At 44.8% G+C, this 15,815-nt stretch carries 18 protein-coding genes; 8 read left to right on the top strand and 10 right to left on the bottom strand.

The window, feature by feature from the left end; all coding sequences use genetic code 11:
* Positions 1 to 8 precede the first annotated feature (8 nt).
* The 3 genes from WC473_02780 to WC473_02770 all read left to right on the top strand — a co-directional run bounded on the left by WC473_02780 (position 9) and on the right by WC473_02770 (position 2,112).
* Complete coding sequence (locus WC473_02780) at positions 9 to 326, top strand: hypothetical protein (protein MFA5124726.1); 318 nt, start codon at positions 9 to 11, stop codon at positions 324 to 326.
* Entirely contained in the window at positions 323 to 1,825 is a 1,503-nt protein-coding gene (pyk, locus tag WC473_02775) for a pyruvate kinase (protein MFA5124725.1), read from the top strand. The genes WC473_02780 and pyk overlap by 4 nt, the downstream gene beginning before the upstream one ends.
* A 125-nt stretch (positions 1,826 to 1,950) precedes the next feature.
* A complete protein-coding gene (locus tag WC473_02770) occupies positions 1,951 to 2,112 on the top strand; it encodes a hypothetical protein (protein ID MFA5124724.1) in 162 nt (53 codons plus the stop codon).
* A gap of 60 nt (positions 2,113 to 2,172) precedes the next feature.
* On the opposite strand, the gene WC473_02765 is transcribed toward WC473_02770, so the two are convergent.
* Positions 2,173 to 2,565: a hypothetical protein gene (locus WC473_02765; protein MFA5124723.1), complete on the bottom strand. Its 393-nt coding sequence runs from the start codon at positions 2,563 to 2,565 to the stop codon at positions 2,173 to 2,175.
* A gap of 24 nt (positions 2,566 to 2,589) precedes the next feature.
* The gene (locus tag WC473_02760; protein MFA5124722.1) at positions 2,590 to 3,543 is read right to left on the bottom strand and encodes a hypothetical protein; all 954 of its coding nucleotides are present in this window, start codon (positions 3,541 to 3,543) and stop codon (positions 2,590 to 2,592) included.
* A gap of 203 nt (positions 3,544 to 3,746) precedes the next feature.
* On the opposite strand from WC473_02760, the gene ppsA reads away from it, so the two are divergent.
* On the top strand, positions 3,747 to 6,134 hold the full coding sequence (ppsA, locus tag WC473_02755) for a phosphoenolpyruvate synthase (protein MFA5124721.1): 2,388 nt from the start codon (positions 3,747 to 3,749) through the stop codon (positions 6,132 to 6,134).
* Between the two features lie 60 nt (positions 6,135 to 6,194).
* Here ppsA and WC473_02750 read toward each other — a convergent pair whose 3' ends face one another.
* The 7 genes from WC473_02750 to WC473_02720 form a co-directional block, all read right to left on the bottom strand.
* On the bottom strand, positions 6,195 to 6,758 hold the full coding sequence (locus tag WC473_02750; GenBank protein ID MFA5124720.1) for a hypothetical protein: 564 nt from the start codon (positions 6,756 to 6,758) through the stop codon (positions 6,195 to 6,197).
* Between the two features lie 193 nt (positions 6,759 to 6,951).
* Complete coding sequence (locus WC473_02745; protein MFA5124719.1) at positions 6,952 to 7,455, bottom strand: nitroreductase family protein; 504 nt, start codon at positions 7,453 to 7,455, stop codon at positions 6,952 to 6,954.
* 141 nt (positions 7,456 to 7,596) lie between these two features.
* Positions 7,597 to 8,889 (bottom strand): trigger factor, encoded by a 1,293-nt coding sequence (gene tig, locus WC473_02740; protein ID MFA5124718.1) that lies wholly within the window; start codon positions 8,887 to 8,889, stop codon positions 7,597 to 7,599.
* A gap of 93 nt (positions 8,890 to 8,982) precedes the next feature.
* On the bottom strand, positions 8,983 to 9,552 hold the full coding sequence (locus WC473_02735) for a hypothetical protein (GenBank protein ID MFA5124717.1): 570 nt from the start codon (positions 9,550 to 9,552) through the stop codon (positions 8,983 to 8,985).
* Between the two features lie 2 nt (positions 9,553 to 9,554).
* Positions 9,555 to 10,649 carry a molecular chaperone DnaJ gene (gene dnaJ, locus WC473_02730; GenBank protein MFA5124716.1) on the bottom strand — a complete coding sequence of 365 codons (1,095 nt, stop codon included), beginning with the start codon at positions 10,647 to 10,649 and terminating at the stop codon, positions 9,555 to 9,557.
* Between the two features lie 25 nt (positions 10,650 to 10,674).
* Positions 10,675 to 10,959, bottom strand: a complete 285-nt coding sequence (locus tag WC473_02725) for a DUF3467 domain-containing protein (protein ID MFA5124715.1) — start codon at positions 10,957 to 10,959, stop codon at positions 10,675 to 10,677.
* Between the two features lie 76 nt (positions 10,960 to 11,035).
* Positions 11,036 to 12,346 carry a 4Fe-4S dicluster domain-containing protein gene (locus tag WC473_02720; GenBank protein MFA5124714.1) on the bottom strand — a complete coding sequence of 437 codons (1,311 nt, stop codon included), beginning with the start codon at positions 12,344 to 12,346 and terminating at the stop codon, positions 11,036 to 11,038.
* Between the two features lie 100 nt (positions 12,347 to 12,446).
* Here WC473_02720 and WC473_02715 point away from each other — a divergent pair, with 100 nt between their 5' ends.
* Together WC473_02715 and WC473_02710 are read left to right on the top strand one after the other, a co-directional pair.
* Complete coding sequence (locus WC473_02715; protein ID MFA5124713.1) at positions 12,447 to 12,749, top strand: hypothetical protein; 303 nt, start codon at positions 12,447 to 12,449, stop codon at positions 12,747 to 12,749.
* Positions 12,750 to 12,777: 28 nt separating this feature from the next.
* Positions 12,778 to 13,005 carry a hypothetical protein gene (locus WC473_02710; GenBank protein MFA5124712.1) on the top strand — a complete coding sequence of 76 codons (228 nt, stop codon included), beginning with the start codon at positions 12,778 to 12,780 and terminating at the stop codon, positions 13,003 to 13,005.
* Between the two features lie 100 nt (positions 13,006 to 13,105).
* Here the strand turns inward: WC473_02710 and dnaK are convergent, their stop codons facing one another.
* Positions 13,106 to 15,022 carry a molecular chaperone DnaK gene (dnaK, locus tag WC473_02705; protein MFA5124711.1) on the bottom strand — a complete coding sequence of 639 codons (1,917 nt, stop codon included), beginning with the start codon at positions 15,020 to 15,022 and terminating at the stop codon, positions 13,106 to 13,108.
* 151 nt (positions 15,023 to 15,173) lie between these two features.
* Between dnaK and WC473_02700 the strand changes: the two genes are divergently transcribed.
* Both WC473_02700 and WC473_02695 read left to right on the top strand, forming a co-directional pair.
* Positions 15,174 to 15,380, top strand: coding sequence for a hypothetical protein (locus WC473_02700; protein ID MFA5124710.1), 207 nt, complete (start codon positions 15,174 to 15,176; stop codon positions 15,378 to 15,380).
* Between the two features lie 12 nt (positions 15,381 to 15,392).
* Positions 15,393 to 15,749 (top strand): hypothetical protein, encoded by a 357-nt coding sequence (locus tag WC473_02695; protein ID MFA5124709.1) that lies wholly within the window; start codon positions 15,393 to 15,395, stop codon positions 15,747 to 15,749.
* Positions 15,750 to 15,815: the final 66 nt, after the last annotated feature.

Below are 15,815 nucleotides of genomic sequence, written 5' to 3'. Positions count from 1 at the left end.
ATAAATCTATGTCGGATAAAACATTAACATCAGATCAAAAAATTTGGGGAGCTATTTCTTACCTTTGGGTTTTGAGTTTGGTGGCCTTAGCCGTCAAAAAAAACGACAGTTATGTGCGTTTCCATGCCAATCAGGGCGTGTTGTTGTTTGTAATTTCTTTTGTCGGTTTTATTCCTGTTTTGGGCTGGCTGATTAATTTAATCATTGCTATTGTGGCGATTATTGCCATAATCAAAGCTTACGAAGGTGAGAAATGGCAATTGCCGTTATTAGCCGGACCGGCCAAACAGTTTGGTGCTTGGCTGGAGAAAACATTAAACTTATGAAACGAACCAAGATTGTTGCGACTATCGGACCAGCTTCGGAAACCAAAATAATGATGAAAAAAATGATTAAGTCCGGCCTGAATGTGGCCCGGCTTAATTTTTCCCATAATACTCATAGCCATCATGCCAAATTGATTCGTAATTTGCGTTCCGCGGCCAAAGCAATCAATACTAATATTGCCATCTTGCAGGATTTGCAAGGACCGCGCATCAGAATCGGCGAAGTGGGCGGTGGCGTGGAAATAAAAGCGGGGCAGGAATTGTATCTGGTGCCGGAGAGATATTCCTCAATTGACAAAAAAACCGCTCATTTGCTTATTCCCATACAATATCCTGGATTATATCGCGACTTAAAAAAGGGCGATTCGGTCTTGATTGATGATGCGACGATTGAATTGAGGGTTAAGGAAGTTGATCAGCGAGCCATTCGCTGTCTGGCTCTAAATAATGGCATTATCAAGACGCATAAGGGCATGAATTTTCCCAAATCATCCATTAATTGTCCGGCTGTAACCAAAAAGGACGTGGCTGATGTGGAGTTTGGTGTCAAAAGCGGGGTGGATTGGATCGCTTTGTCTTTCGTTAAGGATGAGAAAGATATTTTTAACCTACGTAAGAAGGTTTTTGCTCTGGAGAATAAATATTTGAAGTTGAACATCGGCAACGCCAAGAGAATGGACAAACCGGAAATGAGGGGTAAGATTTCCGGTGAGCATATCAGGATTATCGCCAAGATTGAACGGCGCGAAGCTATTAACAACTTTGATCGGATTTTGGAAGCGGCTGATGGTATTATGGTGGCGCGTGGCGATTTGGGTATTGAAACGCCGATCGAAGATTTGCCCATGTTGCAAAAATCCATGATTGAAAAATGCCGGCAAGCCGGCAAGCCGGTGATTGTGGCCACTCAAATGTTGGAGTCAATGATTAAGAATCCCATTCCCACTCGCGCAGAAGTGTCCGATGTAGCTAATGCCGTTTTGGATGGTACCGACGCCATCATGCTTTCAGGCGAAAGCGCTACCGGCAAATATCCGCTTAAGGCTGTGCAATACATGACGCGCATCGCCAATCACATGGAGCAGGAAGAGATTGTCCGCGAAGAAGCGCGGGAGAACAATTTTAAGAATAATCAATCCATCACCCAGGTGATTTCTTTTATGGCTCAGGATTTGGCTGAGGACAGCGCATCAGCCAGGTTGATTGTTTGCGCCACTACTTCCGGCTTTACGGCGCGTAATATCTGCCGTTTTCGGCCGGCTGTGCAGATTATAGCGGTTACGCCGTCGGCATTGACGCAACGGCAATTAGCCCTGAGTTGGGGCGTAGATGCGCAGATAGCGCACTTTACTGATTCTTTTAATAAGCTCTTGGCCGATATTAAAAGGTTGCTGCTCACTAAACGTTTGGCTAAACGCGGAGATACAGTAGTAGTGGTGGCTGGCCATCCTTTCGGTTACAAGGGGCAGAGCAATTTAATTAAGGTGGAGGTGATATAGTTTTTGTCATTCTGAAAATCTGCAAGCAAATTATCCGGAAACCCTGAATTAAATTCAAATCAATTTTCACGATACTTTTCTCTAGAGAAAAGTATCACCAAAGAGTCGCGAGCGAAGCATAAATCATGGCTAAACTTTATGCTCCACCTGCCTGCCGGCAGGCAGGCTCCCGAAAAGTTTCTGACGCTCCGCTTGCAAAACTTTTCTGGTCGTTCTCGCATAAAGTCGCACAAGATTTTGTTATGCTCGCATTTTTTGATTCAAAATACAAAAACAAATTAGAATAAAAAAATAACAATTTTAAAAGCCGCGAACAAGTGCTCGCGGCTTTTGTGTGCTGTTATTTATTAAAGAAATGTCTTCGCAAGTAGCATTTTCTGCACTTCCATTTCATAAATAAACCGATTTCCATTAGAGTTTGCTAACGCAATCTCTATTATTTTATCGTCCGTTAACGCCTCGTCGCACAAACGTTCGCCTTCTTGCTGCGTCACGCCCGCCTTGTAGATTTTTTCTTGCGAATTACCATCGGCCTCCATGGTCCGTTCAAATTCTTTCAATTGCCCTTCTGAGCTAAAACTTCTCATAAAACGCGTCCCGCAATAAGCGGCGGGAGAAACTTTTTCAGTATATTCAAATACCACTATTATTTCTTTTTCCTCTTCCTCGGCTTTTTTTAGTGGTTCCGGTAACGGTTCATAAGGGGTCAGATCAGGGGTTGGATGCGCATCTTCCGACATAGTTTTTCTCCTTTTGGTTAAGGTTTACAAATTTCGCCAAATTTCACAGCCTCGGATGCCCGGATTATGTCTTTCCCATCCCGGACAAGCGACATTAAGATCAAACAAAAAGTATTGAGTGTAGTTCACCTGCATTTTTTTTGACAACTCGCGAGCCAGTTCTTTAATGGTGGAGAACTTCGGTTCGCTGATGCCCAGCAAGGAGATGTAGCCGAACTTTCCATCTTGTTTGTATAGGTAGACTTTAGTGATGGAGCTTTTCAGCGGTCGGAATAAGAAAGTTTTCCAAGAGGTTTTAAGGCATAGGATATACGGTTCATAACCGCAGTGTTTTAGAACATAAGCGGCAACAACTGCGGCACCGTAATCATCTAACGGCCGTCGGGAATAATGAATTTGGCTGAAACTGGGCGGTGAATTGTCGGCTATCAAGCCGTTTTGCAGTTGGTAGCAGAAAACAATAGTACGCGCTTGCAGAGGATGATGGACAGTGGCGGCGATCTGTTCGGCCGATGGAGCCAGTATGTGTTCCGGCATGATCACGGAGGCCTCCTGATTTTTTCCTAAGGAAGCCATGGCAATTTTATCCCAATCAGTATAAATGATTGACAGGTCGTTAATGATTTTTTGCACTTCATTCAATTGCGGATCGGTTGCTAAGGAAGTCTGCTCGATTTGGCTTGGATCCAAGGACGCTATCTTCCACTGAGTCAGATCAAGGATAATTACCATAATAATGATGCAGGAGACGGCTCGAGCCATAAATGATAATCTTTGGCCGACACGGTCGATGGAAAAATAGACTGGCCAAGCCAGAGTGTAAATAATCCTTTCCCAACGCGTCAATGAATGATAGTTATCATTAAGCGCCGTTCCCGCCGGCATGAAGACGCTGAAGTGGCTGGCACAACCGATAAGCAGATAGCTGGATAGGGCGATTAATGGGACCAGATAAGCCAAGCAGTACTCAATAAACATGGCATTTTTCTCCTTTTGCCGATTATTCGGCGATGCGTATGATTCTGCATATTATCTTTTGTCAAAGAACTTTGATAATTGATCATATCATAAAAAATCGTAGTAGTCAAGACGTTAAGATTAGAATATTGCCAGAGATAATGCGTAATTATTTTTTTGGGAGTATAATTAAAGTATCAAATCAAAAATTAGGAGGTATGAAAATGCAAAAAAACATCCTTTGGTTTAAGGAGCTGACGATGAAAGACGTCGGCAAAGTCGGTGGTAAGAACGCCAGCTTAGGCGAAATGTATCGTAATTTGTCTGGCCGTGGTGTTACCATACCGAATGGTTTTGCCGTTACGGCCCAGGCTTATAATAAGTTTTTAGCCGGCGCCAAAATCAAGCGGGCGATTTATGCCGAGCTTAAGGGGGCGACTGATAGGAATTTGGCCAAGAAATCAGCTACAGTCAAGAAAATGATTTTGACTGCTGATTTGCCTCAAGAATTAAAAACGGAAATTTCTCAAGCATACAAAAAATTATCCAAGCAGTATGGTGTTGCCAATACTGACGTAGCAGTGCGTTCTTCGGCCACAGCCGAGGATATGCCCAATGCTTCTTTTGCCGGCCAACAAGAATCATATTTGAATATCAGGGGTGAGCAAGAATTATATTTGGCGATCAAACGCTGTTTCGCTTCGCTGTTTTCTGAACGCGCCATTTCTTATCGTCTTGACTATAAATTCAAACACGAGGCGGTTTTGCTTTCAGTCGGAGTGCAGAAGATGGTGCGTTCCGATTTGGGCTCCGCCGGCGTAATGTTTACCATTGATACGGAAAGCGGCAATCCTAATGTTATTTTGATCAATGCCGCCTATGGTTTAGGTGAATTTGTAGTTAAGGGAACAGTCAATCCGGACGAATACTATATATTCAAGAATACTTTGGCTCAGGGTTTCAAGCCGATTGTTTCCAAGCAGGTCGGCGATAAGAACAAAAAATTGGTTTATTCCGATAATCCCATCCGGCCGACACGCTCGGTGGCTGTGCCTTTGCTTCAACAGGAGAAATACGTTTTGACAGATGAGGAAATCCTGCAATTGGCTAAATGGGCAGTGGTAATAGAAAAGCATTACAAGCGACCCATGGACATTGAATGGGCTTTAGACGGACGTACCGGCAAATTATATATCGTTCAGGCTCGGCCCGAGACTATTGCCAGCAATAAGAATCCGAATTTATTGGAAGAATATGTAATGGCCGGCAATGGCAAGTTATTATTTACCGGTTCCAGCGTCGGGGTGAAGATCGGCAGTGGCCAGGCGCGCGTAATCAAAAAGGTGTCGGAGTTGAATGATTTTAAGGCCGGTGAGGTGTTGGTGGCCGATATGACCGATCCGGATTGGGAACCATTTATGAAAAGCGCCGCCGCTATTGTTACTAACGAAGGCGGTAGGACTTGCCATGCCGCGATTGTTTCGCGGGAACTGGGCGTGCCGTGCGTAGTGGGCGCCAGCGTAGCGACCAAGAAAATAAAAACCGGCCAAGCCGTAACCGTGTCTTGCGCCGAGGGAGAAATCGGCAAAGTGTATGCCGGTTTGGTGCCGTTTAAGGTTAGGCGCACCAATTTGAAACACTTGTCTCGCCCCAAGACGAAAATCATGATGAATGTCGGCAATCCTTACGCCGCTTTGTCATTTTCTTTCTTACCCAATGACGGCGTAGGCCTGGCGCGCGAAGAATTTATCATCGCCAATTACATCAAGGTCCATCCTTTGGCACTTCTAAATTATTCCAAAATCAAAGACCAGAAGGCCAAAGCCGAGATCGCCGAAATAACCGTCAATTATCCGAAGAAGCCGCAATTTTTTGTTGACAAGCTGGCCGAAGGTATCGGTATGATCGCCGCCGCTTTTTATCCTAAAGATGTGATTATCCGCTTGTCTGATTTTAAATCAAACGAATATGCCACCCTGATCGGCGGCAAGCAATTTGAGCCAGAAGAAAGCAACCCGATGATCGGCTGGCGCGGAGCTTCCCGGTATTATGCTCCGCAGTATGAGAAGGCCTTTGTGTTGGAGTGTCTGGCATTTAAGAAAGCGCGCGAAGAGTTCGGGTTGAAAAACATTAAGATAATGGTGCCTTTCTGTCGTACCGTGGAAGAAGGGAAAAAGGTGATTAAAATAATGGAAAAAAACGGCCTTAAGCAAGGCCATAACGGATTGGAAATTTATGTGATGTGTGAAATTCCTTCTAACGTGATTCTGGCTGAGGAGTTCGCTGAGATTTTTGATGGCTTTTCCATCGGTTCCAATGATCTGACTCAGTTGACTTTGGGCGTGGATCGCGATTCACAATTAGTGGCTGATGTTTATGATGAGAATAATGAAGCAGTCAAACGATTATTAGCTATTGTAATCAAAGTAGCCAAGGCCTCGGGACGGAAAATCGGTATCTGTGGCCAAGCGCCATCAGATTATCCGGATTTTGCCAGATTTTTGGTCGGGTTGGGTATTGACAGTATTTCCTTAAACCCCGATACGGTAGTGAAGACCACCATGGCAATATTGAAGGAGGAGAAAAAGAAAAAAAGACGGAAAAAAACATAGAAAATAATGCGCCCCGCGAGGATGATCCTGGCGGGGCGTTTTTGTACGAAGTAAACGGGATTACGGGACTGCTTCGGCGACCGGAGGCGATTGCGGACAATACACCATTTTGACGTCATTGTACAACACCGGCCACACCCTCTCGTCAAAATATTTTTCCCAATCCTGGTTGGTATCAGGGCAGGGGCCGAAGTGCTTCTCAAGCGTTTCCCGGTATGTCCTAAGGCAAGCCATAGTCGAGTCACGGTTAGGGTAGGTGTTGTATTGCTCAACCCACCACATTTCCTCCTTTTTCATTGGTTCGCAGGAAAGAAAACGATCTAATGCTTCTGCGTTGCTTTTTACCGCCGCTTGGTATTCCGGCGTTCTTTGTAGGCGTTCTTGATGTTTATTTATTATCCAGCCGCTCGTCTGAATTATCATTAATCCCGCTAAGGCAATAGCCAATGATATCGCTGAATTTTTCGTGTACCATAAGAAACTGCCTATGTAACTTTTTCCGCAAGTGAATAATATTGTTACTCCTGTTAAAAACAAGGCGACGCCGCAAATTACTCCCAATAATACCATAACCATTGCAAACGCCATCAACAGTACGAGCAATAGCAGTAGAAAATAAGCCATTTCTCTATCCTCCGTTTATGTTAAGTGCTTTTATGGTTTAGAGACATTTCTAATCCAATATGTCATTATAGCACATGATTAATATTTTGTCAATACCTTTGTCCACAGGATAACTGCTTTATTATACCAAAATTTTTTTATTTAATTTTACATAAAAATACTCCCAACTTGTTAATCGGGAGTATTTTTATTTTCATTTATATTTTTCAAATTTAAATTTGTCTTTGTCCACGGCTGATGTGTCGTGAGCGGTTAAAGTCTTGGCCGGCACGCCGATAGCCATTAAGCATAAGACGCTATGTTGGCCGGGAATATTTAGGATTGATTTGACGTTATCATCAGCCTTGCCTTGATTGCGGATTTGGATCCAACAGGCGCCCAGACCCTGCTCCGTCGCTTCCAGCCATAAGTGTTCGGCGACAATAGAACAATCCTCAATCCATTCCGGGCTTTCGTTTTTGTGCCCGACAACCGCAATAATCACCGCCGCCTCTTTGGCAAAAGTAGCCCAGGGCGTGGTTTTGGATAACATTTCCTTAACGGCGTGATCCTCAACAATAACCAGTTCCCAGGGGTAGAGGGCGTTGGCCGAGGGCGCGCAAGCGGCGGCGTTCAATAACTCCTGAATCTTGTCGTCGCCGACTGATTTATTAAGATAGTCGCGGACGGCCCGGCGTTTTTTGATGGCATTGATCATATTTACCCTGTTAAATAAGATTTGAATGGTTAATCACTAATCTTATTATATTATTTATTTCATCGTTTGCCCCTGAAGATTCAATCGAGATCAAATCTTAATCATAAATTTTAAAATTTATGATTATTTAACGGGGTGAATTTAATCTTTAATAACTATTTTTTTTAAGTATTCCATCACTTTGCGGTTGCCTAAGGAATTCTTGAGATAATCGCGGTAGGTCTCGCTTGTCAATTGCTTTTTTACGTCGGGATTGGGCGGGTAATTCTTAAGCAGTTCTTCAATTTCCTTGTCCACTTCATCGGGCGTAACCTCAAATTTATGTTGTTGGTAAATTTCGCGGGATAAGACGGCCGTCTTGACTCTAATGACTGCCTGCGGTTCCATTTCTCTTTCCATTTCTTCCTCGGTTTTTTTCAGGGACTGCAAGTAATTGTTAAGATCCAAGCCTTGGCGACTCAGGCTATCTTCCAACTCATGCAACATCCGATGGATTTCTTCGTGAACCAGGATTTCCGGCAGTTCATCAAACTCACTCAACTTGACCGCTTCTTCCAACAGTTCGATCTCCAATCGGCGATCCTGCTTGGCTTGTTCTTCCAGTTGTAGATTCTCTTTGATATTTTTTTTCAATTCTTCCAAAGTGCCGAATTTTCCGCCGGAGACCATTTTGGCCAGTTCGTCATTGGCTTCGGGCAGGATAATTTTTGCCACCTCGTTGATTTTAATTTTAAATTCCGCCGGTTTTCCGGCTAAGGACTTTTCAAAATACTTTTCCGGAAAATTTAGAGTGAATTCTTTCTTCTCGCCGGCCTTCAGACCGATGACGTTAGCTTCAAAGCCGGGAATGAATTTATCCTCACCTAATGTCAGCGGGTAATTTTTGGCGCTCCCCTGGTTAATGGGTACGCCGTCGCGGAAAACATCAAAATCAAGTTTTACCAAATCGCCCTTCTCGGCCACTTTAGCGGTTTTTTCTTCTTGCCCGCGCATTTTGCGGATTTCTTCAATGATTTTTTGCACCTGTTCATCGGTGATAACGATCGGTTCTTTTTTTAGTTTGATTTTTGTCAGGTCGCCGATTTTCACTTGCGGCAGGATCGCTACCGTAGCTTTATAACTGAAAGGATTTTCCGGCGCCATTTTTTCCAAATCAATTTGAGGTTGGCCGATAGTTGTCAGATTGTTGTCTTTAATCGCCTGATAATAGGTTTTGGAGATTATATCGTCAACAGCTTCAGACAGGACGGCCATCTCGCCATACTTTTTGATAATGACTTCGTAGGGGGCTTTACCGGGGCGGAAGCCTTCAACTGGCTTGTCTGCAGAGATTTTTTCCGCCGCTTTTTTCAGGTATGGCAAAAGTTCCGCCGGTGTCAGTTCAACGGAGATTTCTACTTGTGATTTCGGCTGTTTAGCGATGTTGACTATCATGTGTTTTAATTTAATTTAAGTTAAATCAGTTTAATAAATATTTTGCCTTTTGTCAATCATTAATTAGTTTTTTAATCGCTTACATTTTCTGGATTAAAATTGATAAAGATAAATTTTTCCGCTGGTTCTCAAATGACGATCAAACCAATTATTTCTTTCTTGCCCCATAACCGTTTTAGCCGGTTGGATATTGGGCAGTTTGAAGGTGTAGGAGACGACGCGTGCTCCCGGTTTTAATCCGGTTTTGAATTTTTCTTCCAATTTGTCCATCACTTCAGGGAAGAGATAGCAGAAGATTACATCGGCTTGGGATAAGTCGGCTTTGAGAAAATCTTGCATCTTTAAAGTGACATCGGCGCGGATAATCTTGATGCGCCACCAACCCCAAAAGTAAGGCCAGAGCGATAATTCGTAACCCGTGCCTTGGGCGCCGAATTTTTTGGCGGCGATCGTCAACAGGTTGGCTTTGCCACAACCCAAGTCAAAAATCTTTTCTCCCGGCTTAAGCTCTGCGACCTCGCAGATTTTTTCTAGGTCGTAGCATGGAGTGGAAACAAATGGCACGCCCTTGGTCATAACTAGGCCGATCAGGATGGAGATACCGAAAACGGCGCAAGCCGCGAGAAAAATAAGGTAAACGAAAAGTAGTAAATAGATAAGCATAATTATATGTCTAATTGTTCTAGTATTTTTTTCTGCTGACGTCCGAGGTTTTTGGGGATGTCCACTATGACTTCAACTATCTGATCGCCGCGTCCGCGGGAATTGAGATGTGTCACGCCTTTGCCCGGCAGTTTGAATTTGGTTTGACCTTGGGTTCCCTCGGGTATTCTTAAATTGATTAAGCCGTCAATGGTTTCTATCTCTACTTTATCGCCCAAAACAGCTTGCTTGATTGAGAGGTGATGGGAGGAATAAATATTAAAGCCGTCGCGGTGGAATTTAGGATGAGGCCGGACGCGAATGCGAACCAGCAAGTCGCCGGACTGGCCTTTTTCTCCGGCCTCGCCTTGGCCCGAGAGGCGTAAGGATTGGCCATCATCAATGCCTGCCGGAATAGTTATTTTTATTTTTTCATTGCCCCTAATATGCCCGTTGCCATGGCATTTATGGCATTTTTTTTCCGGCACTTGGCCGGCACCTTGGCAATCAGGACAAGTCGCTTCTGTTTGGATTGTTCCCAGGAAAGTCTGTTGCGCCCGGATGACGCGGCCGTGGCCGTTACAGGTTTTACAAGCATTGACTTTGCTGTCCGGTTCAGCGCCGGTGCCGTTGCAAGTATCGCAGACAACTTGTTTATTGAGTTCAATGGTTTTTTCTGCGCCGAAAACGGCTTCTTTGAAATCAATGATCAGTTCAGTTTGCAAATCGGCGCCGCGTCGGGGAGTTTGGCGACCGCCAGTCGCGCCACCGAAAAAACTGCCAAAGATGTCGCCTAAATCGCCGACATCGCCGAAATCAAAATTGACATTGCCTTGATTGAAGCCGTTAAAACCCTGGCCGAAAGGATTACCGCCATAATGCCCGCTACCAGGCCGGGGGCCGGCGCCGGTGAAGGCTTGGCCGAATTGATCGTATTGCCGGCGTTTGCCTTCATTGCTAAGCGTCTGGTAGGCTTCATTGATCTCTTTAAACTTTTCTGCGTTGCCGGTTTTTTTATCGGGATGATACTCATGAGCCAGCTTGCGGAAGGCGCGCTTAATCTCATCCGCCGAGGCGGATTTGTCTATGCCGAGAGTTTTATAATAGTCTTGAGCCATGTTTTTAGAATTATCTATTTAGAACTTAAGCCTTAAAGCCGATTTCTTCTTTGGGACTTTCCGCTTCAGTGATGGCACCGAATTTTTCCTCGTACTTTTTTAGGTTGTCATTCAAGGCGGCGATCATGCGTTTGCAATGGCCGGGACTGGAGATGATTTTGGCGCAGACGCGGCCGCTGGGCGGGACGATGTTTAAGAAAGTCAGGATGAATTCGTCTTTGCTATGCACCACTTGCATGGCGTTAGCATATTCTCCGCCGGCTGAGTTGTCAGCTATTTTGATTTCTAATGGCTGGTTTTGTTCGGACATATTGGTTGGTTAAATTAATCATGAAAATAATTGTGTTTTGAATTCTTAATTAAGCCGAGAATAACAGTTATGTCAATTATTTTTTTGAAGCGGCGGATTGCTCGCCTTCTCGGTATAGTTTTTTGTAGCTCTCTCTCATTGCTTTTTTGTTGATCGCTCTGAAGAATTTTGATTGCAATTGGCGGTTGGCCAAGGCGCGCTTGGCCGGTGGCAAGGCAAAGATTATGCCGAGGAATTTTCTTAAGGAGCGATGAGTCCAAAGAGTGGCGTTGTCAAAAATATAGTTTTGCAGTTTGCCCTCCTCTATAGCCGCTACCACTACCCGTTCCACGGTATTAAACGGCACATACTTCAAATCTTCACGTCGTTTGAGCGATAAGCTTTTCTTACCGCAAAATCTGGTGCAAACGCCGCAACCGACGCATTTGGTCGGATCAACTTCAGCCACTTTTTTGCCGTTTTTCTCTACCAGTGTTATCGCTTCAAAGGGGCAGTGCTTGACGCAAACACCGCAACCGTTGCAGTTTTCATGTTCATTAACGGCCAAGTAGTTGCTTCTGAAGTCGTCATAATTGCCCAAGCGTTTGGCGGCCAGAATGGCCTCACAGCAACAGCCGCAACAATTGCAAATAAAACTGACTCCGGCCTGGATGTTATCGCCTATTTGCACTAAGCCCAAGCCAATACATTTATCCAATATGGCTAAACCTTCCTCGGTAGAGATTTTTTTGGCGATGCCGCGTTTGGACAAATTCTCCGCGCAAGAATTAAAAGTCAGGCAGACGTCCTGAGGCATATCACAGGCCTTGCCGACGTGTTCCATTTTATGCCGGCAATAGCAGGTGCCGACAGTGATACAGCTGGCGGTTTTAATGACAGCCGAGGCCCGCTCATAATCCAAAATTTCTTTGTGACTCTCCGGAGGCAGGGCTGTTTCATGGACAAAGACCCGGGCGATGGCCGGGCTAATGCCCAAAACCTGCTTGACGAAATCGTCTTTGACATTAATGTATTCATAGAAAGCTTTGGAGAGCGCTTCGCGATCGAATTTACCGTCATTGCGCATAAGGGAGAATTCAAAAAAGCCAGCCATGGTCGGCGCTAGGCAGTAAAGGGTTTTATCGCCTTTTTGAGAATCAAAAATCACGCCCTTTTCCGCCAGTTGCCCGAGGATTTTCTCGGCTTCTTCGGCAGTCATCTGCCAACGCTTGGCCGCTTCTTTTGAAGTGAACAGCTGTAATGGCAAAACTGAAGCCAGCTCGGCTTCCTGTTTGGTAAAAATCAATTCTAAAATGCGATACAAGGCATCTGACGGCGGTGCGCCTTGCACGCTTTCATCCAGGCGTTTTTGCAAATCCAGATATTCTTTGGCGGTAATATGACCCATAGATTATTATTTTGACTTTTTTATTTTTTTAGTATAATGTTTGGTATTATACCAAGCACATTAAAGATTACCATAGGCAATAATAAAAAGGAGGAAAACGATGCCGGAACAGAATGTCGAAGCAGGGGCTGTTGTTAAGTGTTATTTTTGCGGTACAGCGGATAAAAATGGACACCACCAGGATTGTCCCGAGTATATTGATCCAGATGGAGGAGGCAAGACCCTATTTTGGGCGAAAGACAGAGGAAAGAAAATAGATGATTACAGTCAAGGTTGGGTATTCGGCTATAAGGGAATAGACAGATTTTACCTAAGAGTAAAGCTGAGGAATCCTCAGTTTCTGTTGGGTTATAAAAATGGCTCCAGGGATCACAAGCAGAGTTTGTCGGCAGTGAAGAATTAAAACGGCTGACTCAGGAAAGGAGGGAGTTATGTTGTACTTACTGCAAGTCTTAGGGTTGTTGCTGTTGCTTGGCTTGGGGGCGCTGTTGCCTCGGACAATTGCTTGCCTTTGCCTGGCTTTCATCACCCCAGGATGGTTGCCGGCGTTGTTCATTATTCTGCTGATTCCCGCTTTCGCTCTTGATTATAGCGAAAACGCCGTCGGACAGTTTTTCAGTCAGATCAATCAGCAGAAGAAAAGTAATGATACCGGCTAAATAAAATTACTCGTACCCCCGACTCGTTCGGGGTTTTTTAATACTTTCATCACGAAAGCTGTCGAAAATTTTCGACAGCTTAACGTTATAAAACTATCTGTTATTTCTTGACTTCCTCATATTGCGCTTCTACCGGTTCACCCGCAGTTCCGGCTTCGGCAGCGCCTTGGGGCGATTCTGCCTCGGTGGCTCTGGTACCGTTGGACGGCCCGGCTTGTTGCTGGTACATGGCCGCGCCGATTTTTTGGATAGTCTCGGATAAGGCGTCATAGTTTTTTTTGATCAAATCCTTATCTGTTCCGTCTTTGGCCTTCTTTAAGTCTTCAACTTTATCCATTACATTCTTCCTGTCATCGGCCGATACTTTATCACCCGCGTCTCTCAGGGTTTTTTCGCAGGTGAAGACCAAGGATTCGGCTTGGTTTTTCAAATCAATCAATTCGCGTTTCTGTTTATCAGCTTCAGCGTTGAGTTCCGCATCTTTTTTCATCTTCTCAATATCCTCTTTAGATAGGGCGGAAGAGGCGGTAATGGTGATCTTTTGTTCGCGGCTGGTGGCCTTGTCCTGCGCTTTGACATTCAAGATACCATTGGCGTCAATATCAAAAGTTACTTCAATCTGTGGCACGCCGCGAGGCGCCGGCGGAATACCATCCAACATGAATCTGCCCAAAGTCTTGTTATCAGTAGCCATAGGGCGCTCGCCTTGCAAGACATGGATTTCCACGCCCGGCTGATTATCGGCCGCAGTGGAGAATATCTGGCTTTTGGAAGTCGGGATGGTAGTATTTCTATCAATTAACGGCGTCATAACGCCGCCTAAAGTTTCCAGTCCCAGAGTCAAAGGAGTAACATCAAGCAGTAAGACGTCTTTGACATCACCTTGCAATACGCCGGCTTGTACGGCCGCGCCCAAGGCCACAACCTCATCAGGATTGACGGAGATATTGGGTTTTTTGCCGAAGAATTCCTCAACCTTTTTCTGAACTAAGGGCATGCGGGTCATGCCGCCGACCATGACGATTTCTTCTATATCCTTAGCGGACATATTGGCGTCGGCTAAAGCTTTTTTGACCGGTTCAAAGGTCTGTTCAACTAAACCGCCGACCAGGGATTCCAATTGGGAACGGCTGACGCGGATGTTCAAGTGTTTGGGAGAGCTGTCAGCGCCCATAGTGATGAAGGGCTGATTGATTTCCGTTTCCATTTGCGTGGAAAGTTCAATCTTGGCTTTTTCGGCCGCTTCCTTGACGCGTTGCAAAGCCGTAACATCCTTGGATAAATCAATGCCTTCTTGTTTTTTGAATTCATCAATAATCCAATTCATGATTTTCAAATCAAAATCATCACCGCCTAAATGAGTGTCGCCGTTAGTGGATTTGACTTCTACGGTGTCGGCGGAGACATCAAGGATGGAAATATCAAAAGTGCCGCCGCCCAAATCGTAAACGGCGATCTGCTGGCCCTTTTTCTTTTCAAAACCGTAAGCCAAAGCCGCCGCGGTCGGTTCATTGATGATGCGCAAGACTTTTAAGCCCGCGATTTCACCGGCGTCCTTGGTGGCTTGGCGCTGGGCGTCGTCAAAATAAGCCGGTACGGTAATGACCGCTTCGGTGATTTTTTCTCCCAGTTTGGCTTCAGCGTCTTCTTTGAGTTTGGTTAAAGTCATAGCCGAGATTTCTTGCGGGCTGTATTCCTTATCGCCCATTTCAATCTTGACGCCGTTGCCGGCTTTAACGATCTTAAAAGGCATCAGGGTGATATCGCGTTGCACCTCGCTGTCGGTGAAAGCTCGTCCAATCAAGCGCTTAATGGAGAAAAGAGTGCTGGTTGGGTTGGTAACTGCTTGGCGCTTGGCGGCGATGCCTACCAGGCGTTCGCCGGCTTTAGTTTGCGCGATAATGGATGGCGTAGTGCGCGCGCCCTCTTTGTTTTCTAATACTTTCGGCTGTCCCCCTTCGATTACAGCCATGCACGAGTTGGTCGTGCCCAAATCAATTCCTAGGATTTTTGACATATTTTTGCTTAATTTTACTTATTTTTTTATTTATTCTTGACTTTTTCAATTATTTTTGCTATAATGGCATATCGGTTATGTGGCCGAGAATTATCAAGTGTTCCTTAAAACGATTTTCTAAAAGGGTTAAACCCGCAAGAAGGAGAAAATTATGCCGCTGTTTACGTTTATGGGAGTTTTGGCAGTAATGTTTATTGGGTCCTTTTTCCCTCGCACCGTCGGAACGATACTGCTGGCGGTGGTAACGACGAACATGACCTGTTTTAATGGATTTTTTACGATTATTTTCTTCATCTTTGCAATCGGCTTTTCATTCATCTTTGATATTGGCGATGAGTCTTACAAGAAGATCTTTTAGGAGGACTGTTTTATGCAGATCTTGCAGATATTGCAAATCGTCGTTACGATAGCCATCGTTTATGTTTTCGGGAAGTATTTCTTATTAGAGAACATCGGGTTCCAACAACCTAAATTTGGGACCTGGCAAAGCTTGTACGGCATTCCTGCGATGATCGCGGGATTTCTCTGTATGTTCTTTAATGGTCTGCTGGCTGTAATAATCATCGCCTTCGGCTGGTTTTTTGCAGAAGGAATATTCTCGGGTCTTACCGGATTTGAGTATCCGAAAGAAATACTGACTCGGAAATGTCTTTACATTCTGCCGCCGCTTTTAATCGGCTTGTTGCTCGGCCGATTATTGCTCATATTGCTCGCCAGCTTTTCCTGATCGGGTTATTGCTCTTGAAGCTCTTTATTGCCGGAACCTTGGTTCCGGCTTTTTTTATTTTTAATT

Source organism: Patescibacteria group bacterium (assembly GCA_041650895.1).
Lineage (GTDB): Bacteria > Patescibacteriota > Patescibacteriia > 2-01-FULL-39-33 > 2-01-FULL-39-33 > CAISTG01.
Note: the sequence above shows the minus strand (reverse complement) of the source record. Positions and strands in the feature narration are given on the sequence as shown.

Excerpts from the sequence above, each read along its gene's own strand:
- WC473_02780 (MFA5124726.1), top strand. The coding sequence starts at position 9 with ATGTCGGATAAAACATTAACATCAGATCAAAAAATTTGGGGAGCTATT.
- pyk (MFA5124725.1), top strand. The coding sequence starts at position 323 with ATGAAACGAACCAAGATTGTTGCGACTATCGGACCAGCTTCGGAAACC.
- WC473_02770 (MFA5124724.1), top strand. The coding sequence starts at position 1,951 with ATGGCTAAACTTTATGCTCCACCTGCCTGCCGGCAGGCAGGCTCCCGA.
- WC473_02765 (MFA5124723.1), bottom strand. The coding sequence starts at position 2,565 with ATGTCGGAAGATGCGCATCCAACCCCTGATCTGACCCCTTATGAACCG.
- WC473_02760 (MFA5124722.1), bottom strand. The coding sequence starts at position 3,543 with ATGTTTATTGAGTACTGCTTGGCTTATCTGGTCCCATTAATCGCCCTA.
- ppsA (MFA5124721.1), top strand. The coding sequence starts at position 3,747 with ATGCAAAAAAACATCCTTTGGTTTAAGGAGCTGACGATGAAAGACGTC.
- WC473_02750 (MFA5124720.1), bottom strand. The coding sequence starts at position 6,758 with ATGGCTTATTTTCTACTGCTATTGCTCGTACTGTTGATGGCGTTTGCA.
- WC473_02745 (MFA5124719.1), bottom strand. The coding sequence starts at position 7,455 with ATGATCAATGCCATCAAAAAACGCCGGGCCGTCCGCGACTATCTTAAT.
- tig (MFA5124718.1), bottom strand. The coding sequence starts at position 8,889 with ATGATAGTCAACATCGCTAAACAGCCGAAATCACAAGTAGAAATCTCC.
- WC473_02735 (MFA5124717.1), bottom strand. The coding sequence starts at position 9,552 with ATGCTTATCTATTTACTACTTTTCGTTTACCTTATTTTTCTCGCGGCT.
- dnaJ (MFA5124716.1), bottom strand. The coding sequence starts at position 10,649 with ATGGCTCAAGACTATTATAAAACTCTCGGCATAGACAAATCCGCCTCG.
- WC473_02725 (MFA5124715.1), bottom strand. The coding sequence starts at position 10,959 with ATGTCCGAACAAAACCAGCCATTAGAAATCAAAATAGCTGACAACTCA.
- WC473_02720 (MFA5124714.1), bottom strand. The coding sequence starts at position 12,346 with ATGGGTCATATTACCGCCAAAGAATATCTGGATTTGCAAAAACGCCTG.
- WC473_02715 (MFA5124713.1), top strand. The coding sequence starts at position 12,447 with ATGCCGGAACAGAATGTCGAAGCAGGGGCTGTTGTTAAGTGTTATTTT.
- WC473_02710 (MFA5124712.1), top strand. The coding sequence starts at position 12,778 with ATGTTGTACTTACTGCAAGTCTTAGGGTTGTTGCTGTTGCTTGGCTTG.
- dnaK (MFA5124711.1), bottom strand. The coding sequence starts at position 15,022 with ATGTCAAAAATCCTAGGAATTGATTTGGGCACGACCAACTCGTGCATG.
- WC473_02700 (MFA5124710.1), top strand. The coding sequence starts at position 15,174 with ATGCCGCTGTTTACGTTTATGGGAGTTTTGGCAGTAATGTTTATTGGG.
- WC473_02695 (MFA5124709.1), top strand. The coding sequence starts at position 15,393 with ATGCAGATCTTGCAGATATTGCAAATCGTCGTTACGATAGCCATCGTT.